The organism is Streptomyces sp. NPDC017979 (genome assembly GCF_044328175.1).
GTDB lineage: Bacteria > Actinomycetota > Actinomycetes > Streptomycetales > Streptomycetaceae > Streptomyces.
Genome location: NZ_JBIRGU010000026.1, coordinates 1 through 25,180, shown reverse-complemented (window position 1 = coordinate 25,180; position 25,180 = coordinate 1). Strand labels below are relative to the sequence as shown.

At 73.9% G+C, this 25,180-nt stretch carries 15 protein-coding genes; 13 read left to right on the top strand and 2 right to left on the bottom strand.

Annotation, left to right across the window (positions count from 1 at the left end; genetic code table 11):
* The 8 genes from ACH4E8_RS34960 to ACH4E8_RS34925 all read left to right on the top strand — a co-directional run.
* A partial coding sequence (locus tag ACH4E8_RS34960; protein ID WP_398455739.1) for an SDR family NAD(P)-dependent oxidoreductase occupies window positions 1-3,660 on the top strand: 3,660 nt, incomplete at its 5' end.
* Window positions 3,661-3,667: 7 nt separating this feature from the next.
* Window positions 3,668-7,990 carry a type I polyketide synthase gene (locus ACH4E8_RS34955; protein ID WP_398455737.1) on the top strand — a complete coding sequence of 1,441 codons (4,323 nt, stop codon included), beginning with the start codon at window positions 3,668-3,670 and terminating at the stop codon, window positions 7,988-7,990.
* Complete coding sequence (locus ACH4E8_RS34950; protein ID WP_398455736.1) at window positions 7,987-8,424, top strand: nuclear transport factor 2 family protein; 438 nt, start codon at window positions 7,987-7,989, stop codon at window positions 8,422-8,424. Before ACH4E8_RS34955 ends, ACH4E8_RS34950 begins: the two co-directional genes overlap by 4 nt.
* A 43-nt stretch (window positions 8,425-8,467) precedes the next feature.
* Window positions 8,468-8,938 (top strand): nuclear transport factor 2 family protein, encoded by a 471-nt coding sequence (locus ACH4E8_RS34945; RefSeq protein ID WP_398455735.1) that lies wholly within the window; start codon window positions 8,468-8,470, stop codon window positions 8,936-8,938.
* 39 nt (window positions 8,939-8,977) lie between these two features.
* Window positions 8,978-10,384 carry an NAD(P)/FAD-dependent oxidoreductase gene (locus ACH4E8_RS34940; RefSeq protein WP_398455733.1) on the top strand — a complete coding sequence of 469 codons (1,407 nt, stop codon included), beginning with the start codon at window positions 8,978-8,980 and terminating at the stop codon, window positions 10,382-10,384.
* A 37-nt stretch (window positions 10,385-10,421) separates the two neighbouring features.
* Complete coding sequence (locus ACH4E8_RS34935) at window positions 10,422-14,294, top strand: type I polyketide synthase (protein WP_398455731.1); 3,873 nt, start codon at window positions 10,422-10,424, stop codon at window positions 14,292-14,294.
* Entirely contained in the window at window positions 14,294-15,565 is a 1,272-nt protein-coding gene (locus tag ACH4E8_RS34930; protein WP_398455729.1) for a cytochrome P450, read from the top strand. Before ACH4E8_RS34935 ends, ACH4E8_RS34930 begins: the two co-directional genes overlap by 1 nt.
* A gap of 32 nt (window positions 15,566-15,597) precedes the next feature.
* Window positions 15,598-16,764 (top strand): cytochrome P450, encoded by a 1,167-nt coding sequence (locus ACH4E8_RS34925; RefSeq protein ID WP_398455728.1) that lies wholly within the window; start codon window positions 15,598-15,600, stop codon window positions 16,762-16,764.
* Between the two features lie 70 nt (window positions 16,765-16,834).
* On the opposite strand, the gene ACH4E8_RS34920 is transcribed toward ACH4E8_RS34925, so the two are convergent.
* A complete protein-coding gene (locus ACH4E8_RS34920) occupies window positions 16,835-17,680 on the bottom strand; it encodes an SAM-dependent methyltransferase (protein ID WP_398455726.1) in 846 nt (281 codons plus the stop codon).
* A gap of 218 nt (window positions 17,681-17,898) precedes the next feature.
* On the opposite strand from ACH4E8_RS34920, the gene ACH4E8_RS34915 reads away from it, so the two are divergent.
* The 5 genes from ACH4E8_RS34915 to ACH4E8_RS34895 are packed head-to-tail and all read left to right on the top strand — an operon-like array spanning window position 17,899 to window position 22,705.
* Window positions 17,899-18,234 (top strand): acyl carrier protein, encoded by a 336-nt coding sequence (locus tag ACH4E8_RS34915; RefSeq protein ID WP_398455724.1) that lies wholly within the window; start codon window positions 17,899-17,901, stop codon window positions 18,232-18,234.
* A gap of 47 nt (window positions 18,235-18,281) precedes the next feature.
* Window positions 18,282-19,538 carry a cytochrome P450 gene (locus ACH4E8_RS34910; protein ID WP_398455723.1) on the top strand — a complete coding sequence of 419 codons (1,257 nt, stop codon included), beginning with the start codon at window positions 18,282-18,284 and terminating at the stop codon, window positions 19,536-19,538.
* Window position 19,539: 1 nt separating this feature from the next.
* Window positions 19,540-20,418, top strand: coding sequence for an SAM-dependent methyltransferase (locus tag ACH4E8_RS34905; protein ID WP_398455721.1), 879 nt, complete (start codon window positions 19,540-19,542; stop codon window positions 20,416-20,418).
* Window positions 20,419-20,463: 45 nt separating this feature from the next.
* Complete coding sequence (locus ACH4E8_RS34900) at window positions 20,464-21,807, top strand: activator-dependent family glycosyltransferase (RefSeq protein ID WP_398455719.1); 1,344 nt, start codon at window positions 20,464-20,466, stop codon at window positions 21,805-21,807.
* 34 nt (window positions 21,808-21,841) lie between these two features.
* Complete coding sequence (locus ACH4E8_RS34895) at window positions 21,842-22,705, top strand: alpha/beta fold hydrolase (RefSeq protein WP_398455717.1); 864 nt, start codon at window positions 21,842-21,844, stop codon at window positions 22,703-22,705.
* A 57-nt stretch (window positions 22,706-22,762) separates the two neighbouring features.
* On the opposite strand, the gene ACH4E8_RS34890 is transcribed toward ACH4E8_RS34895, so the two are convergent.
* A partial coding sequence (locus tag ACH4E8_RS34890) for a KR domain-containing protein (protein ID WP_398455715.1) occupies window positions 22,763-25,180 on the bottom strand: 2,418 nt, incomplete at its 5' end.

Here is a 25,180-nt window from a genome sequence, read left to right as displayed (position 1 = left end):
CACGCCCACACCACCGCCACCCCCATCAACTGGACCCCCTGGCACACCACCACCCACCCCCACCCCCACACCGACCTCCCCACCTACACCTTCCAGCACCGCACGTTCTGGTTGACGAAGGACGACGAGAGGTCCGGCGACCCGGCGAGCCTGGGTCTCACCGCCGCGCGGCACCCGCTGCTGGGCGCAGCCACCCGCCTCGCCGACCAGGACGTCCACCTGCTGACCGGCCGTCTGTCGGTGAGCACCCGTTGGCTCGCGGAGCACCGCGTCCTGGGCACCGTCCTCCTGCCGGGGACCGCCTTCGCCGAACTCGCCCTGCACGCCGCCGCGTGGACGGGCGGCGGCCACGTCGCCGAGCTCGTCGTGCACGAACCGCTGGCCGTGCCCGACGACGGGGCAGTGGACGTCCAGTTGTCCGTAGCACCGCCCGACGCCGACGGGCGGCGTGCACTCACCGTCCACTCCCGGCCGACCGTCCATTCCGGGTCGACCGTCGAGGACGACGCGCCATGGCGCCGACACGCCACGGGCGTCCTGAGTCCCGAGGAGCCCGCGGAGCCCCCCGCCCCCCTCGCGGGCGCCTGGCCGCCCCCTGGCGCCACCGCACTGCCGACCGAGCATCTTTACGAAGACCTCGCCGACCGCGGTTCCAGCTACGGCGGCGCCTTCCAGGCCCTGACCGCCGCGTGGCGCGTGGGTGACGAGGTGTACGCGGAGGTGGCCCTCCCGGAGGGAGAGCGGGCGGAGGCCGGGGCGTACGGAGTGCACCCGGTGCTTCTGGACGCCGCGCTCCAGGCGCGTGCGCTGGACGCGGCGCTCGCCGGCGGCGACGTCGACACGATCCGCATGCCGTTCTCCTGGAGCGGGCTGCGGCTGCACGTTCCGGGGGCGCGGGCCCTGCGGGTGCGGATCACGCCGACGGACGCGGACCGGTTCGCCCTCGCCGCGTACGACACCGGCGGCGCCCCGGTCCTCGCGCTGGACGAGTTGGCCCTGCGGGCGCTGCCCGCGGACGCGCTGGGCGGAAGTGGACCGGCCCCCAGGAACTCGCTGTTCCGACTCGACTGGCACCCGCGCGCCGTCGACTCCGGTGCCCGCTCGACCGGGCCGCTGGTCGTCGTGGCGGACTCCGCCGCCCCGGACGCCGCCGCCCTCCTCGCCGCGCTGCCGGGCACGCCCCACTACGCGGACTTGGCGGCGCTGCGCCAGGCGGTGGCCGCAGGCGCACCCGCCCCGGGCACCGTACTGGTGCCCTTCACGGCGCCGGAGGGCGGTGCGTTGGGCCGCGAACCCGAGACCCGGGCGAGCGACGTCCTGCGTACCACCGGCCGGGCCGCGCTCGCGCTGCTCCAGGACTGGCTCGCCGACCCGGACGAGGTCGCGACGCTCGCCCTGGTGACCCGGCGCGCGGTGGCCGTGGGCGGTCGGGAGGGCGTCGACGACCTGGCGGCCTCGGCGGTGTGGGGGCTGGTGCGCAGCGCCCAGTCGGAGCACCCGGGCCGCTTCGTCCTGCTCGACGTCGACGGTCGGGACGCTTCGTACGCTTCGGTCCCCGACGCACTGGCGACGGACGAGGCGCAGCTCGCGGTGCGTGACGGCGTGGCGCACGTGCCGCGCGTCGTCCACGCCGAGGCACCCGCGCAGCCGTTGCTGCCGGACGACGGTGCCGCGTGGCGGCTGGCGCGGGCCGCGGACGGCACCGTCCACGCGGTCGCGCCGCCCGAAGCCGGGCAGCCCGACGCGGACACCGTGGCGGTGGCAGTGCGGGCGGGGACGGTGCACGGTGTGGCTGCCGGAGTCGTGACGGCCGCCGGCCCGGACGGCGGGCTCGCGGTCGGAGACCGGGTGGTGGGGTTCTTCGGCGCGCTGGCGTCGCTGGCCCGTACGGATGCGCGGCTGGTGGTGCCGGTGCCGGCGGGCTGGTCGTTCGCCCAGGCCGCGGGGACGCTCGCAGAGTGCGTCGCGGCGTGCCGCACGGCGAAGGACCGCGACGACCCGTCCGACACCGCGCCCGCGGTGGTGGCTGCGCTCCGGCCGCACCTGGACCTGGACGGCGGAGAGCTACGGGCCGCGCTGGACGCGGTGCTCTGCGGACCCGGTGACGGCCCGTCGGGGTCGCTCGCCGTCCGGCTGGGGGAGGTCCTGACGGCGGTCCACGGGCTCTTCGAGAGCGGCGCGGTGGACCCCGCCCCGGTCGTCGCCCGCAGCATTCGGGCGGGCGGGGGCGCGGTGGACGCGGGTGACCCGACGGCGGTCTTCACCCTGCCGGTGCCGCTCGACGCGGACGGCACGGTCCTGGTCACCGGCGGCACGGGCGCCCTGGCCGCCGTCACTGCCCGGCACCTGGTCGTACGCCACGGCGTACGACGGCTGCTGCTGGCCAGCCGACGGGGGCCGGCGGCGCCGGGCGCGGCCGAGTTGGTCGCGGAGCTGACCGAGTTGGGCGCCGCGGTGGACGTGGTGGCCTGCGACACCGGGGACCGCGAAGCCCTGTCGGGCCTGCTGGCCGCCGTGCCCGAACGGCATCCACTGACCGCGGTCGTCCACACGGCGGCGGTGGTCCACGACGGCACGGTGCAGTCGGCCACCCCGGAGCAGTACGGCGAGGTGCTGCGCGCCAAGGCCGCATCGGCTTGGCTGCTGCACGAGTTGACGCGCGACGCGGACCTGGCGGCGATGGTCCTGTTCTCGTCGGTCACCGGGATCGCGGGCGGCGCCGGGCAGGGCAGCTACGCGGCCGGCAACGCCTTCTTGGACGCGCTGGCGCAGCACCGGCACGCCGCGGGCCTGCCCGCGACCTCCCTCGCGTGGGGCTTCTGGGACCAGCGGGGCGGCATGTCCGGCGAGTTCAGCGAGGCGGACCGGGCGCGCAACGTGCGCGCGGGCGACCTCGGGCTCAGCACCGAACTGGCGCTCGCGCTGCTGGACGTCGCGCTGGAGCGCGGCGAGCCGCTGCTCGTACCGGTGCGGTTGGACCTGCCCGGGATGCGGCGCCGGGCGGACACGGGTGAGATCCCGGTCGTCTTCCGGCACCTGCTGCGCGGTGCCGGGGCAGCCGACCCGGGCGCGGCGCGGTCGGTGTCGCTGGCTCTGTCGTTGTCCGGGCTGAAGGGCGCGGACCGACTGCGGGCCCTGCTGGAACTCGTCCGCGGGCAGGCGGCGGCCGTCCTCGGATACGACTCGACGGCGGCGGTGCCCGCGACGCGCAACTTCCGTGAGCTGGGCTTCGACTCGCTCACCGCGGTGGAGCTGCGGAACCGGATCAGCACGGCGACCGGGCTGCGGCTCCCGGCCACCTTGGTCTTCGACCGTCCAACGCCCGCGGCGGTCGCGGAGTTCCTGGATGACCGGTGGGAACCGGCCGCCGACGCCACGCCGGCGAACGCCGTGCTGGCGGATCTGGAACGGGTCGCGGACGTGGTCGGCGGGCTGTCCGGCGACGATCAGGAGCAGGTCGTCGCGCGGTTGGAGGAGCTGTTGCGGAGCGTGGCGGCCCGCGGCGGTGGCCGGGCCGGTTCCGACGACGGCGTGGGGGACGGGCACGCGGACCTGGAGTCGGCCAGCGACGACGAGCTGTTCGACCTGCTCGACGGCGAACTGAGCGAGTTGAGCGACCAGGGCTTCGCCGGGCCCGAACTGCCGACCGAGCGGGAGTGAGGGCGCCGTGTCGAACGACGAGAAGTTGCGTGCGTATCTGAAGCGCGCGACCGCCGACCTGCGGCAGGCGCGGCGGCGGGTGGACGAGTTGGAGGAGCGGGCGCGGGAGCCGGTCGCCGTCGTCGGGATGGCGTGCCGGCTGCCCGGCGGCGTCTCGTCGCCGGAGGAGCTGTGGCGGCTCGTCGCGGACGGCACGGACGCCTTGAGCGGCTTTCCCGAAGACCGCGGATGGCCCCTGGCGGAGCTGACGGATCCGAGGCGGCCGGATGCCAGCGTCACCGACCGGGGCGGCTTCCTGACGGAAGCTGCGCTGTTCGACGCGGACTTCTTCGGGATCTCCCCGCGCGAGGCTATGGCGATGGACCCGCAGCAGCGGCTGCTGCTGGAGTGCGCCTGGGAGGCGTTCGAACGGGCCGGGCTCGACCGGGACTCCCTCGCCGGATCGCGTACGGGCGTGTTCGCGGGGATGTCGTCGCAGGACTATCTGTCCCTCGTCGGCCGGGCGGGCGACGAGGTGGCCGGCTACATGGCCACGGGCAACAGCGGCAGCGTGCTGTCCGGACGGGTGGCGTACGCCTTCGGGCTGACGGGGCCGACGCTCACGGTGGACACGGCGTGCTCGTCGTCGCTGGTGGCGATCCACCTGGCGTGCCAGGCACTGCGGCAGGGCGAGTGCGCCACGGCGCTGGCCGGCGGGGTGACGGTGATGAGCACCCCGGGGATCTTCCGCGAGTTCACCCGGCAGCGCGGGCTGGCCCCGGACGGCCGGTGCAAGGCGTTCGCCGCTGCGGCCGACGGGACCGGGTTCGCGGAGGGCGTCGGCGCGGTGGTGCTGGAGCGGCTGTCGGACGCGCTGGCGGGCGGGCGCAAGGTGCTCGCGGTGATCCGTGGTTCCGCGGTCAACCAGGACGGCGCGAGCAACGGGCTGACCGCGCCGAACGGCCCGGCGCAGGAGCGCGTCATCCGGCAGGCGCTCGCCGATGCGCGGCTGCGCCCCGCGGCGGTGGACGCGGTCGAAGCGCACGGCACCGGCACGACCCTGGGTGACCCGATCGAGGCGGGCGCGCTGTTGGCGACGTACGGGCAGGGCCGGCCGGCGGACCGGCCGCTGTGGCTCGGCTCGGTGAAGTCCAACCTCGGACACACCCAGGCCGCGGCGGGCGTCGCCGGCGTCATCAAGATGGTGATGGCGTTACGGCACGGGGTGCTGCCGGCGTCCCTGCACATCGACGCCCCGTCACCGCACGTCGACTGGGACTCGGGCGCCGTACGCCTGCTGGACCAGGCACGGGAATGGGCGCCGTCGGCGGATCACCCGCGACGGGTGGGAGTGTCGTCGTTCGGGGTGTCCGGGACGAACGCGCATCTGATCATCGAGGAGGCTCCGGAGTCGGGTGTTCCGGAGGTGGACGGTGCGGTGGGTGGTGTGGTGCCGTGGGTGGTGTCGGGGCGGAGTGCTGAGGCGTTACGGGGTCAGGCGGCGGCGCTGGCGGGACATGTGGCGCGGGCTGATGTGCCGGTGGGCGCGGTGGGTTGGTCATTGGTGGGGACGCGGTCGGTGTTCGAGCATCGGGCGGTGGTGGTGGGTACGGCGCGGGATGAACTGGTGGCGGGTGTCGAAGCGCTTACGGAGGGGGTGGCGCACCCCGGGGTCGTGGTGGGTCAAGCGGGCGATCTGGGTCCCGGGCCGGTGTTGGTGTTTCCGGGACAGGGTTCGCAGTGGGTCGGCATGGGCGTCGAACTCCTCGACACCTCGCCCGTTTTTGCTGAGCGGATTGCGGCGTGTGAGTCGGCGTTGAAGCCGCATGTGGACTGGTCGTTGACCGGTGTGTTGCGCGGTGACGGCGCGGAACTGGCCCGGGTGGATGTGGTGCAGCCCGTGCTGTGGGCGGTGATGGTGTCCCTCGCCGCCGTGTGGGCCGAGTACGGCGTGAAGCCGGCCGCCGTCATCGGGCACTCCCAGGGTGAGATCGCCGCAGCCTGCGTCGCGGGAGCACTCACGTTGGAGGACGGCGCGCGGATCGTCGCCCTCCGGAGCAAAGCCCTCCGGGCCCTGTCCGGAGGCGGCGCCATGGCGTCCCTCGGCCTGAGCCCGACCGAAGCAGAAGGCCACTTCCCCACCGGTGGTGGTGTCGTGGTCGCGGCAGTGAACGGGCCGTCGTCCACCGTCATCTCCGGACCTCCCCAAGCCGTCAGCGACACCGTCACCGCGGTCGAAGCAGCCGGGCATCGAGCCCGCACCATCGACGTCGACTACGCCTCCCACGGCCCCCAAGTCGACGAGATCACCGACGAACTCCACCGCCTCCTCACCGGAATCCAGCCGACCACGAACGACGTCGCCTTCTACTCCACCGTGACCGCCGGTCTGATTGACACGACAGAGCTGGACACCCACTACTGGGTCACCAACCTCCGCGAACGAGTCCGGTTCTCCGACACCGTCGAAACGCTCCTCGACGACGGACACCGGCTGTTCATCGAAGTCAGCCCCCACCCTGGGCTGGCCGTCGGCCTTCAGGAGACGTTCGAGCATGCCGGGGTGGCCGCCGTCGCCGTGCCCACGCTGCGCCGCGGCGAAGGCGGCCGGGCCCAGCTCGTACGGGCGTTGGGCCGGGCGTTCGTCGCCGGGGCCCCGGTGGACTGGTCGACCTGGTTCCCGGCCGCGGCCCGACGCACCATCGACCTGCCCACGTACGCCTTCCAACGTCAGCGCTACTGGCTGACGCCCGACGGCGGCGCGGGTGACGTGGGCGCCGCGGGGCTGCGGCCCGTCGGGCACCCGCTCCTGCCGGCCGCGCTGACGCGGCCGGACGGCGAGGTCGTCCTGACCGGCCGGCTGTCGTCCCGTGAGCACCCGTGGTCGTCCGGCCAACTGGCCGGCACGGCGCTGGTGCCGGACGCCGCCTTCGTGGAGTGGGCGCTCAGGGCCGCGGACGAGACCGGCTGCGCGGTCGTCGAAGAGTTGGTGCGGCACAGGCCGCTGGCACTGCCCGCCACCGGCGAGGTACGGGTGCAGGTGGCCGTGGCCGTTCCTGACGCTTCGGGACGGCGCGCGGTGCGGATCCACTGTCGGGCCGACGGCGGCGCGACGGACGGCGACGGCTCCGGCTGGGTGCACCACGCGTCCGCGGTGGTCGGACCGTCCGCCGGCGGCGCACCCGACGCGGAAACCGACCCGGGCCCGTGGCCGCCGCCGGGCGCGCAGCCCGTGGACGCGGCGGATTGGTACGCGGCCAGCGCCGGGCGCAGCCAGGCGTACGGGCCCGCGCTCCAGGGCGTCCGGGCCCTGTGGCGTGCGGGCGCGGACCTGCTGGCCGAAGTCGAGCTGCCGGACGGCTCGGACGGGGCGCCCGGAGGCTTCGGCATCCATCCGGCGCTGCTGGACGCCGCGCTCCACCCGGCCGTCCCCGAAGGCGACTCCCTGGCGGGCGACCACGTGTGGCTGCCGTACTCCTGGCGTCAGGTGGTGCTGTGGGCCGGGGATGCGACGGCGTTGCGCGTACGCCTGACTCCGCTGTCCGGTGCGGAAGAGGACGGGGCCCGTGCGGTGCGGGTGCAGGTGGCCGACGGCGTCGGTGCCCCGGTCCTGACCGCCGAGTCGGTGACGTTGGGCCCGGTGGAGACCGAGCCGTACCGGGTCCAGGAGGCGTCCGCGCCCGTGCGGCCCGCTGCGCCGATCGCCGTCCGGCGCAGCGCGGCCGGGCGACAGGTGCGCAGCTGGGCCGAGCGGGCTGCCGCCCTCGCACCGGAGGAGCGGCAGGAAGCGGCGCTGGAATTGGTCCTCACCCAGGCGGCGACGGTCCTGGGCCGTGCCGACCCCGACGGCATCCCCACCGAGCGCGGCTTCCTGGAGCTGGGCTTCGACTCGCTCACCGCGCTGGAGCTGCGGAACCGGCTCGCGGAGGCGGCCGGGTTGCAACTGCCCGCGACGGTGGTCTTCGACCACCCCAACGCCGGGGACCTGGCCCGGCACCTGTGTGACGCGCTGACCCCCCGGGCCCGCGACGGGGCGCGGACGCTCACCGCGGCGCTGGCGGAGCTGGCGGTGTTGACGGACGCGATGGTGCCGCTGGCCCGGGACCCGGCCGCCGCGGCAGAGCTGCGCCGGCGGCTGCGCACGGCGTCGGACCGGCTGGCCCCGAGCGGCGCAGCGGTCGACGGCTCCGACCGGCCCGCATCGGTTGCGGCACCGGACCTGACCTCAGGGTTCGCGGCGCGGATCGGCACCGCCCCGGCCGGGGAGCTCTTCGACTTCATCGACCGGGTGCTCGGCAGGAACGGCGGTCCGCGACCGCTGACGGACGCAGACAGTGGAGGCAGGCAGTGATCGACGAACGCAGGCGCAAGAAGCTGATCCTGGAGCACAGCCAGCGGGTGAACGCCGGGGACGTGGACGAGCTCCTGGAGCTGTACGCCGAGGACGTCGTCTTCGAGGACCCGGTCGGCGGCGGAGTGCACACCGGCCGCGAGGCGCTGCGGGAGCACTTCGCGCAGAGCCTGGCGGCGAACCTGCGGGAGTCGCCGGGCGAGCCGGCCGCCGGGCAGGACGGCGTCCACGTCCTGATGCCGGTCAGCGCCGTCATGGACTACCTGCCCAAGGGCCCGGGGTTCGCCGAACGCGGCTGGCTGGCGGCGCCCGACGACCCGGCGGGCAAGCGGCTGGCGCTCGACTACGTCGTCCTGCTGAAGACCGGCCGGGACGGGCTGATCCAGGAGATGAGGGCGTTCTGGGGGCGCTCCGACATCACCGTCACGGGCTGACCTGACGGACGCCACCGACCACCCCTGCGAGCTGGGAGAGATCATGCCCGACGAGGCAACGCGGAAGAACCTGGCGACGGAGTACGCACGGCGCATGAACGCCGGGGACGTCGAGAAGGTCCTCGAACTGTTCTCGGACGACGTGCGCTTCGAGGACCCGGTCGGCACCCCGGCCCTGGTGGGCAAGGCCGACCTGCGGCGGCGCATCGCCTGGTCCATGAAGTGCGACGTGCACGAGGAGCCGGGGCGAGCGGTGACCTCCATGGACGGCCGGTGGGTCGTCGTGCCCACCACCGTCACCGTCTACATCCCGACGAAGCTGACGTTCCACATCATCGGCGTGATGGAGGTCGGCGACGACGGGTTGAGCAACCGCGTGCAGGCGTTCTGGGGGGTGACCGACACCCATGTGGGCGACGGCCCCCAACCCACCGGCGTGGCCCACTTCATGGCCGTCACCGAGGCCCTCACGCGGATGGGTGACCTCGCGAAAGAACAAGCCGGCCGCGCTTGAGGGGCGCCGGCCTTCATCTGTGTCCTGGAGGGACGGAACGTGACTGGACCCGTACACGCGATCGTGCTCGGCGGGAGCTGGGCCGGGATGCTGGCGGCCCATGTGCTGGCCCGGCACCTGGAGACCGTCACCGTGGTGGAGCGCGACGCGCTGCCCGACGGCCCCCACCACCGGCGGGGGACGCCGCAGGCCCGGCACGGCCACATCCTGTGGTCGGGCGGCGCCCGCATCGTGGAGGACCTGCTGCCGGGGACGCACGACCGGCTGCTGGCGGCCGGCGCGCGGCGGCTGCGCTTCCACGAGGACCTGGTGACGCTGACCTCGCACGGCTGGCAGCACCGGTTCCCGCCCCGACAGTACGGGTTGATGTGCACCCGACCGCTGCTGGACTGGACCCTGCGGCGGCAGATCCTGGCGAACGACCGGATCTCGCTGCGGCAGCGCACCGAGGCCGTGGAGCTGACCGGTGACGCGCAGCGGATCACCGGGGTGCGGGTGCGGGACACGGAGAGCGGTGCGTACGAGGTGTTGGCGGCGGACCTCGTCGTGGACTGCGCGGGGCGCGGTTCGCGGCTGCGGCGCTGGCTGACCGCGCTGGGCCTGCCGCCGGTGGAGGAGGACGTCGTCGACGTCGGCATGGCGTACGCGAGTCGGCTGTACCGGGCCCCGGAGGGGGCGACGGCACTGTTCCCCGCGGTGAACGTGGCCGCCGACCACCGGGAGCGCAAGCCGGGCCGGTTCGGTGTGGTGTACCCGCAGGAGGACGACCAGTGGATGGTGACCCTGTCCTGCACCCGCGGCGGTGAACTGCCCACCCGGGAGGAGGACTTCCTGCCGTACGCGCGTTCCTTGCGGGATCCGCTGGTGGCCGATCTGATCAGTCAGGTGGAGCCGCTGACCCCGGTGGTCGCGTCGCACCTGGGCATCAACCGTCGGTTGTATCCGGAGCGGTTGGAGCGGTGGCCGGACGGGTTGTTGGTGCTGGGTGACTCGTTGGCGGTGTTCAACCCGATTTACGGGCACGGGATGAGTTCGGCCGCGCGCGGTGCCGAGGCGTTGGACCGGGCGCTGGGCGGGTCGTTCGGGCCGGGGGCGGCGCACCGTGTGCAGCGGGAGATCAGCGCCGGCGCGGACGATCCGTGGATCATGGCGGCGTCGAAGGACATCGCGTTCGTCAACTGCCGCAACCAGGCGAAGGATCCGCGGCTGACGGGGGGTGCGGCGGCCCGGCAGCACTATTCGGACATGGTCGCGGGCCGGTCCATCCGCTCGCCCGAGGTGTGCGACGTCGTCACGGACGTGATGGCGATGACGGCGCCGCAGTCGGATTTGGGATCCAGCGAGTTCATGGCGCTGATGCACCGCGACAAGATGCGGCCCGACCTCACCGAGCCGCCGCTGACGCAGGAGGAGATGGATCTGGTGGGGCTCAAGCCTCGGCACTAGCCCCCACCGCAGCCGAGTTGAGAAGGGCCCTTTCCGCATGACTGACGACGTCACCGACGACAAGCTGTTGGAGTACCTGCGGTGGACCACGGCCGAGTTGGCCGGTGCCCGACGGCGGCTCCACGAGGTGGAGACCGAGGCCCGGGACGAACGGCACGAGCCGATCGCGATCATCGGGATGGGCTGCCGCTTCCCGGGCGGCGTCCACTCGCCCGACCAGCTGTGGGAGTTGGTCGCCGACGGGCGGGACGCCGTGTCCGGCTTCCCCGTCGACCGCGGTTGGGACGCGGCGCGGCTGTACCACCCCGATCCCGAGCACCGGGGGACGTCCTACGTGCGCGAAGGCGGGTTCCTGCACGACGCGGCCGACTTCGACGCGGCGTTCTTCGGGATGGGCGACGAGGAGGCGCTGGCGGTGGAGCCGCAGCAGCGGCTGCTGCTGGAGACGGCGTGGGAGGCGGTGGAGAGCGCGGGCATCGACCCGCGGTCCCTGCGGGGCAGTGCCACCGGGGTGTACGCGGGGGTGTCGTACCACGACTACGCGGCCCGGCTGCGGCACGTTCCGCCGGAGCTGATGGACCACCTGGGGAACGGGAACGCGGCGAGCGTGGCGTCGGGCCGGGTGGCGTACGTCCTCGGGCTTACCGGGCCCGCGGTGTCGCTCGACACGGCGTGTTCGTCGTCGCTGACGGCGATGCACCTGGCGGTGCGGGCGCTGCGGCGCGGCGAGTGCTCCTTGGCGCTGGCCGGCGGTTCGGCGGTGATGTACGCGCCGAACACGTTCCTGCTCTCGGCGCACCAGCGGCAGTTGTCGCCGGACGCGCGGTGCAAGCCGTTCGCGGCGGGCGCCGACGGGATGGTGTGGGGCGAGGGCGCCGGGCTGCTGTTGTTGGAGCGGCTGTCGGACGCGTTGGCGGGCGGCCGTCGGGTGCTGGCGGTGTTGCGCGGCACGGCGGTGAACCAGGACGGCGCGAGCACGGGCCTGGCGGCGCCGAGCGGCCCGGGCCGGCAGCGACTGTTCCAGGAGGCGTTGGCGGACGCCCGGCTGTCCGCCGCCGACGTGGACGTGCTGGAGGCGCACGGCACCGGGACCGCGGTCGGGGACGCGATCGAGGCGCAGGCGGTGTTGACCGCGTACGGCAAGGGGCGGCCGGCGGACCGTCCGCTGTGGCTGGGATCGATCAAGCCGAACATCGGGCACGCCCAGGCCGCTGCCGGGGTGGCGGGCGTCATCAAGGCGGTGCTGGCGCTGCGGCACGAGACGGTGCCGCCGACGCCGAACGTCGACCGGCCGACGCCGCTGGTGCTGTGGAAGTCGGGTGCGGTGCGGCTGGCCACCGAGGCGGTGGCGTGGCCGCGGGGCGATCGGCCGCGGCGCGCCGCGGTGTCGGCCTTCGGGATCTCCGGCACCAATGCGCACGTGATCGTGGAGGAGGCACCGCTGAGGCCGCGGGAGCCGGCCGCGGGGCCGCGCGTGCGCGGGCCGGTGGCGTGGCCGGTGTCCGGCCGGGGCGTCGCCGCGCTGCGCGCTCAGGCGGCGGCGCTGGCCGCGCGACTGGCCGCGGGCCCGGAGCGGGATCCGGTGGACGTTGCCTGGTCGTTGGCCGTGTGCCGGTCGGTGTTCGAGGACCGGGCGGTGGTGATCGGCGAGGGGTACGGGGACCTGCTCGCCGCCGTGGGTTCGCTGGCCGCGGGCGAAGCGTCCGCTTCGGTGGTCACGGCGTTGGACGGGGTGCCCGGCACGGGCCGCCCGGTGTTCGTCTTCGGCGGCGCGGGCGAGCCGTATCCGGGGGTCGGTGCGGTGCTGTACGAGCGGTTCCCGGTGTTTGCCGCCGCGTACGACGAGGTGTGCGCGGTCTTCGACGAGCGCCGGGACGTCCCGCTGCGGGCGGCGGCGTTCGCCGCACCCGCCGACCGCGCGGCCGGGGCGCTGGACGAGGGTGCCGCGCTGGTGGCGTGGCACGTCGCGCTGGTGCGGCTGCTGGAGTCGGTCGGCGTGCGGCCCGGCGCTCTGACGGGGTACGGCGTGGGCGAGGTCTCGGCCGCCTACGTCGCCGGGGTGCTCGAACTCTCCGACGTGCAGCGGCTGGTCACGGCGGGCGCCGCGCCGGTCGGTGTGACGGTCCGCAAACCGCGGACGCCGGTGTACTCGCCGCGGCGCGACGGGCCCGCGGGCGAGGAGATCGGCACCGTCGACTACTGGCGCGAGTTCCTGCGGGAGCCGTCCCCGCAGGAGTGTCCCGCCGTGCCGGGTGACGTACGGCTGGACCTGTCCCCGCTGCCCCGTTCCGTTTCCGCCGGGGATGCGGTGGTGGTGCCGCTGGTGGACGCCGCCGGCGGCGAGGACCGGGCGCTGCTCGGCGCCCTGGCGCGGCTGCACGTGGGCGGCGGCGCGGTGGAGTGGGGTGCGCTGTGGGGGCAGGGCGCGCAGCCCCGTGCCGTGCCCCTGCCGACGTACGCGTTCCAGCGCCGCCGCCATTGGCTGGACGCCGACGCCGAGGCGCCCTCGAACGATCCGGACCTGCCGCCGTACCGGATGGTGTGGCGTCCTGTGACGGAGTGCACCGCTCCCCGGTTGGACGGCACGTGGCTGGTGGTGACGGCCGGTTCGGCCGACCCCGCGGTGGCCGCTGCGCTACGGGCGTACGGCGCCGACGCCGTCGAGCTGGTCCTGTCTCCGGGCGCCGCTGAGGAGTTGGCGCACCGGGTGCGGGACGCGGTCGACGGACGGCACTTGGCGGGCGTGCTGTCGCTGCTCGCCGCGGAGGGGCCGGCGGGCACCGGCCCGCACCCGGCGCTCGGCCCCGCGGTCGCGCTGGTGGCGGCAGTGGCCCGGCTCGCGGACGCGCCACCGGTGTGGTTGGCCACCCGCGGAGCGGTCGGCGTCGACCGTTGGGACGCGGTGGCCCGTCCCGAGCAGGCCCAGGTCTGGGCGGTGGGCGGAGCGCTGGCGGCCGAGCGCCCCGGTGGTCGGGTCGGCTCGGTGGACCTGCCCGACGCACTCGACGCGCGCACCGGGCGCCGGCTGGCCGCGGTGCTCAGCGGCGCCTACGAGGAGAGCGAGGTGGCCGTACGCACCGATGGGACGTTCGTCAGACGCCTGGGGGCGGGCCACCCGGCGTCGGAGGCCGCTGGCGGCTGGTCTCCGCGCGGCACGACGCTGATCACCTGCGCGGAGGGCGAGTTGGCGGCGCACCTGGCCCGTCGTCTCGCGGACCGCGGCGCGGAGCGGCTGCTGCTGGCCGGGGCGCCGCCGTGGGACCTGGTGGCCGAGCTGTCCGCGCTGGGCACGGCGGTGTGCACGACGGACGTGGACCTGTCCGACGCCGATGCACTGGCCGCGTTGGTGGCCGCCTTGCCTCCGGAGCATCCGCTGACCGCGGCCGTCCTGCTCGTGCCGGCGCTCGACCACGGTCCGGGGCCGGTGGATGCCGGGCGGATCGCCCGCGAGTGGCCGGACGCGGTGGACGTGGCGTCGACGGTGTGCGAGTTCGCGGCGCAGCAGCCGCTGTCGGCCCTGGTGGTGTGTTCCTCGGTGGCCGGGGTGCTGCCCGTGCCGGGGCTCGGCAACCAGGCCGCCGCGCACGCTCACCTGTACGCCCTGGCCGAGCGGTGGCGCGCGGGCGGACTGCCGGTGGCGGCGGTGTGCTGCGGCCCCGTCGACGGGCCGGCCGCCGCCGGAGTGGACAAGGAGCTGCGGAGCAACGGTGTGGAGGCACTGTCGCCCGCCGCGGCCGCCGCCCTGCTGCACGGGGTGCTGGAGCGCCCGGCCGCGGCCGCCGTGCTGGCCGGTCTGGACCGGGAGTGGCTGGTCGGGGACGCGGCCGATTCGAGCGTGCGGCAGTTGGTCGCCGAGCTTTCGGTGCCGTGCGTTCCGCGCGGACCGGGACAACACCAAGGAGGCACTTGATGGCGGCCGAGGACACTGCGTGCCGGCCACTCCTCAGCGCGTACGAGCTGATGGAGGACCCTTACGGCGGGTTCGGTCGGATCCGGGAGGAGGCTCCGGTCGTCCGGGGCCTGTGGAACGGCCACCCCACCTGGTTCGTCACGCGGTACGACGACGTGACGGCGGTCCTGATGGACCGGCGGTTCGCCACCAACTCCCAGTTGCTGCCGACCGGCACCGACGAGTACGCCGAGGTGATGGCGCAGATGGGCATCGACCGCGAGTACATCCCGTACCTCGCGGGCAGTCTGGTGTACACGGATCCGCCGGACCACACCCGGCTGCGCAAGCTCGTCCTGCGGGCGTTCTCCGCCCGGCGGGTCTCCGCGCTGCGGCCCCGCATCGAGGCCCTGGTGGACGACCTGCTCGACGCCCTGCCCGAACGCGCCCGGGACGGCGCCGTCGACGTCGTCGAGCACTTCGCGTCGCCCCTGCCGATCACGGTGATCTGCGAGATGGTGGGCGTCCCGGTGGCGGATCGGGAGCAGTGGCGGGCCTGGAGCCTGGACTACACCAGCATGGACCCGCGCCGGCTGAACTCCATGCTGGGCGAGATCAGCGCCTACATCCACGCGCTGGTGCGCCGGCGGCGCGCGGAGCCGGCCGACGACCTGGTCACCGGGTTGATCCAGGCCCGTGACGAGGACGACGACCGGCTCACCGACACCGAGTTGGTCACGATGGTGTTGACGCTGGTGGTCGCGGCCAACGAGACGACGCCCTCGCTGATCGCGAGCGGTGTCTGGGCGTTGCTGACCCACCCGGAGCAGTTGGCGAAGCTCCGCGCCGACCCGGAGCTGATGCCGGGCGCGGTGCAGGAGCTGCTGCGCTGGTGCGGCCCCGCCATCGTGGCCAAGGTGCGGTACGCCACCGAGGACGTGGAGGTCGCCGGGACCCTGATCCGTCGGGGGGAGCACGTGCAGGTCGTGCCGGGGTCGGCCAACCACGATCCGCGTCGCTTCGCCCGGCCCGACGCGCTGGACGTCACCCGCGACCCCGAGGCCGACCGCGCGCCGCATCTCGGCTACTCGCGCGGGGCGCACTACTGCCTGGGGGCGGGGCTCGCGAACCTGGAGACGGAGATCGCGTTCGCCCGACTCTTCGCCCGCTTCCCGGGCCTGGCGCTGGCGGTGCCGGAGAACCGGTTGAAGTGGAAGCCGATGCCGGTCACCCGGCAGTTGGCGGCGCTGCCCGTCGTGCTCGGGCCGGCTCCGCAGGCCGAGGGGGCGTGATGGGGGTGCCGGACGATCCGCGTGGGGGCGTCGTGCCGACCGCGCCGGTCCGCGAGCGGATGTGGGACGGCACCTCGGCGTGGTCCGTGACCCGTCACGACGACGTCACCGCCGTGCTGGGCGATCCCCGCATGGTCGTGAACACGGTGTCCCTGCCGGGCGGCGGCCCGGACGCCCATGCCGAACTCCTCGTCAAGGTCGGCGTCGCGCCGGACCTCGCGCCGCACCTGTCGGGCACCCTGACGCACCTGGATCCGCCCGATCACACGCGGTTGCGCCGGCTGGTGGCGCAAGCGCTCTCGACGGAGCGCGTCGCGGCGCTGCGCCCCCGGGTGCGGGCCCTGGTGGACGACCTGCTCGACGCCCTGCCCGAGCACGCCGAGGACGGCGCCGTCGACGTCGTCGAACACTTCGCGTCGCCCCTGCCGATCGGGGTGCTGTGCGCGTTGCTGGGCGTGCCGCAGGAGGGCTGGGCTCGGTGGCGGGGGTGGAGCCGGGCGTGCGCCAGCACCAGTCCACGAGCGCTGAACGCCGCCATCGGTGACATCTCACGGGCCGTACGGGAGTTGGCGGCGGCGCGTCGCAAGGAGCCCGCGGACGATCTCGTCACCGGCCTGACCCAGGCCCGGGACGAGCGCGGCGGACGGCTCGACGACACCGAGTTGGTCACGATGGTGCTCGCGCTCGTGATCGGCGGACACGAGACCACCGCGCACCTCGTCTCCAACGGCGTCGCGGCCCTGCTGACCCACCCCGAACAGCTCGCGAAGCTCCGCACCGACCCCGACCTGATGCCGGGCGCCGTGCGCGAACTCCTCAGGCTCTACGGGCCGGCCGCCACCCCTCAACCGCGGTACGCGACCCAAGACGTCACCGTCGGCGGGGTCGAGATCCCCGCCGGGGCGTGCGTCCACGCCCGGATCGCCGTGGCCAACCGGGATCCGGCGCACTTCCCGCGGCCCGATGCGCTCGACATCGCCCGTACGTCCCGCTCGTCTCATCTGGCCTACGCCACCGGCCCGCACGCCTGCCTCGGCGAGGCGCTCGCGAATCAGGTGGTCGAAGTGGCGCTCCGAGCCCTCTTCGAGCGTTTCCCCGCGCTCGCGCTGGCGGTGCCGCCTGCGCAGCTCGCTTGGAAGGCCAATCCGGTGATGCTGCAACTCGTTCGGCTGCCGGTCGCACTGGGGCAGCCGGGCTGAACGACGGCGCGCCAAGGACTCCTTCGTCCGTGGCGCGCCGTCGCGGGGGCAACCGGTGGTCGGTGGCCGGTCAGGGCTTGACTGCGACCGCGATGAGGCAACCCGACGAGGTGGGGTTCGTCTGGTTCGCCAGCTTCGCCGAGTCGAGCACTTCTTCCAGGGTGACGCCGTGCTCGCGCTCGAACTCCCTGCGGTGGGCGAGGAAGGCGTCGAGCATCCGGGGGAACGTGCCCTTGATGTTCTCGGTGACGTCCGTCAGCTCGACCAGTTCGAGGCCGGCGTCGGCTACCAGCCCGGGCCAGTCGTCGAAGGTCACGAACGACGTCATGTCCGGGACCTCCTCCTTGCGGGCGGTGGCGAAGGCCGGGTTGAAGGGCTGTGCGGTCTCGTCCACCACCGGGAACACATCGGTGAGGACGATGCGGCCGCCGGGCTTGAGGACCCGCTTCCACTCCCGCAACGCCCGCGGACGATCCATGTGCACGATCGACTCGAACGCCAACACCGCATCGAACGACCCGTCCTCGTACCCCGTCTCCATCGCGTCCCGCAACGCGAACCGCACCCGCCCCGACAACCCCGCACGCTCCGCCAACTCCACCGCCTGATCCACCTGCTGCTGACTAATCGTCACCCCCCACACCTCAGCACCCGTCAACGACGCCACCCGCACCGCAGGACTACCGATCCCACACCCCGCATCCAACACACGGCACCCGGCTTCGACACCCAGCCGATCCGTCAACACATCCGTGAACCGATCCGTCGCCTCCTGCGGCGAACTCCGATCCGACACACCCTCCCAATAGCCGATGTGGAAGTTGTCGCCCCACGCCATCCGCAACAGCGGACCCAACGCGTCGTAGAAGTCGGCCATCTGGTGGGTGGTCGGCGGGACCGCGGAAGGGGACGTCATGGGGCTCTCCTCACGTCGGCACTCGGGGTGCCGGCAGTCGTCCGGTGTGCCGTCGCGGCTCACCGCCACGCTCGTCCCGTCGATGGTCAGCGGCCCCGGTAATGGCTCGCTAAAGCTCCCGACATTTGTTTGGCCTGCCTTTAGAGGCGTTTCCCACCATGGGGCACGCTCAGCCGAATCCCATCCGGCAGCCACCTCACACGACGGGACAGGGTGCTATGCAGCAGTCAGAAGTCACCGAGAGCAACGACCAGGCCGCGCTGGACGCCGAGGCGCTACAGCAGGAGATCGCCGCGGCCGGGGCGGAGGAGCGCGAGGCGGTCTTCCGCGCAGCGGTCCGCGCCCAGGCCGCCGACGTCCTCGACCACACGACGATCGACGACGACAGCAACTTCCTGGAGCAGGGCATCACCTCCCTCAAGGCCCTCGAACTCACCCGCAACCTGATGTCGCTCACCGACGTCGAGATCCCGCTGGTCGCCATCATCGAGCACCCCACGCCCCGGGACCTGGCCGCCTACATCAACGAGGCGTACGCGGCGGAGCGCGGCTAGCCCAGGCGAGACGGCAGGCGTGACGAGGGCGACAAGGAGACCCCCTGATGGACATCGGTCACACCTCCCGCGCGCATCCGCCGGGCGACCCCGTCCAGGTCGAGGACCCCTACGGGGGCGATCCCGTCTGGATCGTCACCCGGCACGACGACGTGGCAGCGGTGGTGACCGACCCCCGCTTCGTCATGAACACCCGTTCCCTGTCCGCGGGGTCCGCGGAGTCCACGGGCCACGACTGGTACACGGACATGCTGCTCGCCCTCGGCGTCTCCAAGGGGCTCGTGCCGTATCTGGCGGGGAACCTGGTGCACCTCGACCCGCCGGACCACACCCGGCTGCGCCGGCTGGTCACCCGGGCCTTCTCGCAGCGGCGGATCGCGGCCATGCGGCCCCGGGTGCAGGCGATCACGGACGGGTTGGTCGACGCCCTGCCGCAGCACGCGGTGGACGGCGTCGTAGACCTCATCGAGCACTTCGCCTATCCGCTGCCGGTCGCGGTCATCTGCGAGCTGCTGGGCGTCCCCGAGCGGGACCGCCCGCTGTGGCACGTCTGGAGCCGCGACTGCACCAGCACCGACCCCAAGGTGCTCAACCCGATGCTGGCCGAGATGAGCGCGCACATGCTCGACCTCATCGAACGGCACCTGGAAGACCCCGCGGACGACCTGATCACCGCGCTGGTCCAGGCGCACGACGAGGACAGCGACCGGCTCACCGACACCGAGCTGATCACCATGGTGCTCACCCTCATGGTCGCCGGGCACGAGACGACCGCGCACCTCATCGGCAACGGCACGGCGGCGCTGCTGACCCACCCCGAACAGCTCGCGAAGCTCCGCACCGACCCCGACCTGATGCCGGGCGCCGTGCAGGAACTCCTACGGCTGTACGGCCCGGCGACCGCGGCCCAACTGCGGTACGCCGCCGCGGACGTCACGATCGGCGGCACCACCGTCCGCCGCGGGGACCGCGTGCAAGCCGTCCTCGCCGCCGCCAACCGCGACCCCGCGCACTTCCCGCGGCCCGACGCGCTCGACGTCACCCGCGCGTGCCCCGCCCCGCACCTGGCCTACTCCCGCGGGTCCCACTACTGCCTCGGCGCGCCCCTGGCGAACCAGGAGGCCGAGATCGCCCTCACCACCCTCTTCGCGCGCCACCCGGATCTCGCACTGGCGATCCCGCCGGAGCAGCTCCCCTGGAACCCGCACCCCCTCACCCGACAGCTGGCCCGCCTCCCCCTCGTCCTCGGGAAGGCAGCCCGGCGGAGCACCGCATCCACCCACCCCACGAATCCGGGCGGTTGACATGACCGACGCACAGTTCGCCAAGAAGTCCCCGGAGGGCCGGGTGCGCGCCTTCTACGAGGTCATCGACCGCATGCGCGGTACGGACCTCTTCACCGCGCTGATGGGGTACGAGAGCCTGCACGGCAACTACGGCTACTGGGCCCCCGGCTGTGCCGACCAGGACGAGGCGTGCGAGGCGATGGCCGAGGAGATCGCCGGGCGGGCCGGCATCACCGGGGGCGACCGGGTGCTCGACGCCGGCTTCGGCTACGGCGGCCCGGCCATCCACTGGGCGCGCACCCGCAGGCCGCAGCGCATCGTCGGGCTCAACGTCACCCCCAGCCAGATCGCCATCGCCCGGCAGGGCGTCAAGGACCAGGGCCTCTCCGACGTGATCGAACTGCGGCTGGCCTCCGCGACCTCGCTGCCGTTCGCGGACGGATCGTTCGACCGGGTGGTGGCGCTGGAGTCGTCGGTGCACTTCCACACCCGTCAGACGTTCTTCCAGGAGGCGCTGCGCGTGCTGCGCCCCGGGGGCACGCTCACGCTGACCGACCCCGCTCCGCGGGAGGGCATGCGGACCGACGGGGGCGGCGTCATCGGCAAGCTGGACGACCTGCGCCGCAAGAAGGTCATTCCGAACGCGAACTGGTATCCGCGCAGTGTGTACGTCGAGCGGCTCAAGCAGGCCGGCTTCGTCGACGTGCAGGTGGAGGACGTCACGGACCGGGTGCTGGAGCCGAACGCCGCGTTCGTGCGCGAGCGGTGCACGGCGCTGCTGGCGGACCGGCGGTTCTCGTCGCTGAAGGACCGCAGCGGCATCAAGCTGCACCGCAAGATCACCGAACTGCGCCTGGCGACCCGCGCGTACCTGATCTCGACCGCGCACAAGCCGTAGGCGGTGGCCTGCCGCGCTTCTCACACAGACTCGAAGGGGAAAGCCATGCGCGTCCTGTTCGCTTCGTTCGCCCAGCGCACGCCGTTCTTCAACAGTGTGCCGCTGGCCTGGGCGCTGCGCACCGCGGGCCACGAAGTGCGCGTGGCGGGCGCGCCGGAACTCGCGGACGCCATCACGGGTGCGGGGCTGACGGCCGTGCCCGTCGGTCCGGACGAGCCGGTCGCCGACCGGACCGTGCGGGCCATGGAGAGCGGCGAGTTGATCACCCCGGAGCAGTGGGTGGCCGAGGGGTCCCGCATGCCGGACCTCGGCGAGGGCCGGCCGGAGGAACTGACGTGGGAGTTCTTGACCTGGCTGTACCGCAGGATGCGGGTGCCCAAGGAGAGGGTCCTCAACGACTCGCTCTTCGACGAGTTGGTGGAGTTCTGCCGTTGGTGGGAGCCCGATCTGGTGATCTCCGACCCGATCACCTACGCCGGCCGGCTCGCGGCGTCCGTGACCGGCGCGGCCCACGCCCGTCTGCTCTTCTCGCAGGACGTCTACGGCCGGATGCGGGAGCACTACCTCCGGGTGAAGGCCGAGCAGCCGCCGGAGGAACAGGAGGACGCCCTCGCCGAGTGGCTCGGGCAGTGGGCGGAGCGGTACGGGGCGTCCTTCTCCGAGGAGATGACCCACGGCCACTTCACCATCGACCAGTTGCCTGACTCCCTGCGGCTGGACACCGGCCTGTCGTACGTCCCGATGCGCTACGTCCCGTACAACGGGCCCGCCGTGGTGCCGAAGTGGCTGCGCGAGGATCCGAAGAAGCCGCGGGTGCTGATGACGTTCGGGGTGTCGATGAACGACTGGAAGGTCCTGGAGGTCGTCACCGTCGAGCAGATGCAGGACATCCTGGACGCGGTGGGCGACCTGGAGGTGGAGTTGGTCGTCACGCTGCCGGACGCGTTCGTGAAGCGGCTGGAGCGCGTGCCGGCGAACACCCGGATCGTGGAGTTCGTCCCCGTGCACGCCGTGCTGCCGTCGTGTTCCGCCGTCGTCGGCCACGGCGGTGCGGGGAGCTTCAACGGCTCCGTCCGCTACGGCGTGCCGCAGTTGGTGGTCGGCCTCATGGCGCCGGACGTGACGACGAAGAGCGAGTACTTCGAACGGTCCGGCACCGGGCTGTCGATCGTGTCGCCGCAGGACGTCACCGGCGCGCGGATCCGCGAGTGCCTGGTGCGGCTGCTGGAGGACCCTTCGTTCCGGCGGAACGCCGAGCGGGTGCGGCAGGAGGTGTTGGCCCAGCCGTCGCCCAACGACGTCGTGCCGGAGTTGGAGCGCCTCACCGCCCTCCACCGCACCCGGGGCACCGGGGCGGCCGCGCCGGCCGGCGCCGCGGGCGGGTCCTGAGCGGGCGGCCGACGCCATGGACCTGCGCGTTCGGGTGAGCGCTGACACCGCTTTGCACGTCCGGCGCTGGCCGGGGACCGGTCGCGCGTTCCTGCTCGTGCACGGGCTCGACGCGAACGCCGCGCTGTGGGCGCTGGTCGCGGAGCGGCTGGCCGGGGCGGGGCACGACGTGTACGCCGTGGACCTGCGCGGTCACGGCGATTCCGACGTGCCGCGCAGCGGCTACGACCTCGCGACGGTCAGCGCCGACCTGGCCGCGGTCGCGACCGACCTCCGGATCGGCGGTGCGGTGGTCGCAGGTCACTCCTGGGGGGCGCACGTGTCGCTGCGGTTGGCGGCCGAACGCCCCGACGTGGTGGCCGGGCTGGCGCTGGTGGAGGGCGGCTGGGTCGAACCGGCCGCGATCCACGGCGCGTGGGAGTCGTTCGCCGCCGTCCTCGACTCTTCGTTCTCCCTCGCGGGCCGGGCCCTGGGCGGCGCGAGCGTCGACGGCATGCGCACCTATCTGCGCACGCTGCACCCCGACTGGCCGGCGGAGTCCGTCGAGGCGTCGCTGCTCTCGCTGCGGATCGGCCCGGACGGAGCGCTCGCCCCGCGGCTCTCCCGCTCGCAGCGGACCGCGCTGATGCGCAGTCTCTGGGAGGAGACCCCGGACCGCTGGTTCCCGGCGATCGCCGACAGGCCGGTGATGCTGCTCGCGGCCCACCCCCGCGACAACGAGCGGTGGCCGCCGAGCATCCGGACGATCGTGGAGCGCAACAGGGCGTCGGTGCACACGGCCGTGGAGGCCCTGCCGCACGCGCAGTTGCGGGAGTACGTCGACTCCGACCACGACGTCCACGCGCAGCGACCGGAAGAGGTCGCCAAGGACCTGCTCTGGCTGGCGAGCCTGGTCTGACCACGCAGGGGCCCGGCCCGGGAGGCGTTCCCCCCGGGCCGGGCCCCTCTTCTGTGGTCAGACGCCGAACTCGCGGTCCACGAGGGCGAACATCTCGGCAGCGGTGGCGCCCGTCAGGTCGTCGTCCCCTTCGCTCCCGTCGCTCCCCAGGTTCCCGTCGGTGCCTTCGCCGTCGCGTACGGCCGGTGCCTCGTGCTTCCACAGCACGTTCCGCAGCCGGTTCAGCACGGCGGCGCGGCGCGGGTCGTCGGCGGACAGCTCTTCGAGGGCGCCTGCCACTGCGTCGAGATGTCGGTCCACGGCGCCCCCGCCCCCGTCGGCGTCCTCGTCGTCGCGCAGGGCTTCGGCCAACAGGTGGGCCGTCAGGGCTGCGGGCGTGGGGTGGTCGAAGGCGGCCGTCGCGGACAGGGTGACGCCCGTGCCGGCCCGCAGCCGGTTCCGTAGGTCGACGGCGGCGATCGAGTCGAAGCCCAGTTCCTTGAACGGACGGTCGACGCCGACCTGTTCGGGCGATCGAAGCCGCAGCACGGCCGCGGCCTGGGTGCGGACCACGGCCAGCAGCCGGGCTTTGCGGTCGGCTGCGGGCAGCCCCGTCAGCTCCCGGCGCAGCGCCGCCCCCGCCGCGTCGGCACCGGTGTCACCGGCGTCGGCCTCGCCGCCCCGCGGTGCGCGGCCGACGCTGCGCGCCGCGGGGACGGCGTCGAACAGTCGGCTCTTCCTGGCCAGTGTGAACAGTGGCAGGAAGGTCGGCCATGCGACGTCGGCGACCACCGTGTCCGGTTCGCCGCCCGCCAGCAGCCGGCTCAGGGCCGCGACCGCGAGCCGCGGGTCGAGCGGCGCGAGGCCCTGCCGGCGGGACAGCTCCAGCGGCAGCCCGGCCGCTGCGCCCGGGTCGTCGTCGGGCAGCTCCCACAGCCCCCAGGCGTGGGAGACCGCGTCCAGGCCAGCGGCCCTGCGGTGGGCCGCGGTCGCCGCCAGGCCGGCGTGGGCCGCGGCGTAGGCGCCGTGGTCACGACTGCCCCAGGTGGTGGCCGCCGAGGTGAAGTGGACCGTACGCACCGGTCGTCCGTCGGTGGCGCACACGTCCGCCAGGTGCGGGGCCGCGCCGACGCGTGCGGTACGGACCGCCGCGACCAGTTCCCGCGGGGTCAGCTCGGCCAGGGGGGCCAGCTCACCGGTGACGGAGGTGTGCAGCACCGTGCCGACGGGCGTCCCGGCCGCGGCGAGGTCAGCGGCCACGGCACGCACGCTCCGCGCGGTGCCGACGGGGTCGGCCGGGTCGCAGGCGGCGACCGTCAGCGCGACGCCCGACGCGGCGAGTTCCGTGCGCAGGCCCCGGGCGGCCGGGGCTTCGTCACCGGCGGCGTCCAGCAGGACGACGTGCTGTGCTCCGCCGCCTGCCAGCCACCGGGCGAGGTGACACGCAAGACCACCGGTGCCTCCGGTCACCAGGACCGTGCCGGACGGGGTCCAGCCGTGCTCCGCCGTCGGCCCGGAGACGGACCCGGAGCTCATCGGCTCGACGGGGGCAGGGGCGAGCCGTCGCCCGTACGTGCCGTCGGAGCGCAGCGCGAGTTGGTCATCGCCGCTGTCGTCGCTGCTGTAGGAGAGGGCGGCGCGTAGTTGTTCGGGGCGCAGTTCGCGCAGGGCGGCGGGCAGGTCGAGCAGGCCGCCCCACTGTTCGGGGTGCTCCAGCGCGGCCACCAGTCCCAGGCCCCACAGTTGGGCCTGGTGCGGGGCGTCCGGCGCTTCGGAGTCCGTGACGGCGACGGCCCCGCGCGTAGCGCACCACAAGGGCGCCGTCAGACCGCTGTCCACCAGCGCTTGGAGGAGGGCGAGGGTCCCGCCCAGGCCGGGGCCGACGTCGTCGGCCGGTTCCCCTGCGGCGAGCGCCAGCAGCGACAGCACGCCCGCGGGGCGTCGGTCCTTCGGGTACGAGCGCAGGTGCGCGGCGAGTACGGACCGGTCGGCGTCGGGGCCCACGTCGAGCGTGACGACGGACCACCCACCGGAGGTCAGGGCGTCGGCGCAGGCTTCGGCCCAGGTCTCGACGGCACCGCCCTCGGGGCGGACGAGGAGCCAGGGTCCGACGGGCCGCGGGGGTTCGGCGGGCGGGGTCAGCCGGTCCCAGCGGACGCGGTAGCGCCAGGAGTCCACGGTGGCGCCGTCGCTGCGGCTGCGGCGCCAGTCCCCGAGCACGGGCAGCAGCGCGGCCAGCTCCGGGGGCGCCCCGTCGCCCTCGGCGACGCCCAGGACCGTGGACGCGGTTCGTACGTCCCCGTCCTCCACCGCGGCCCAGAAGCGCTGCTCGGCCTCGTCCGGCACGCCGGCCGCGGACGCCGCGAGCGGGGCCACGTCCTCCAGCCAGTAGCGCTCGCGTTGGAAGGTGTAGGTGGGGAGGTCGGTGTGGGGGTGGGGGTGGGTGGTGGTGTGCCAGGGGGTCCAGTTGATGGGGGTGGCGGTGGTGTGGGCGTG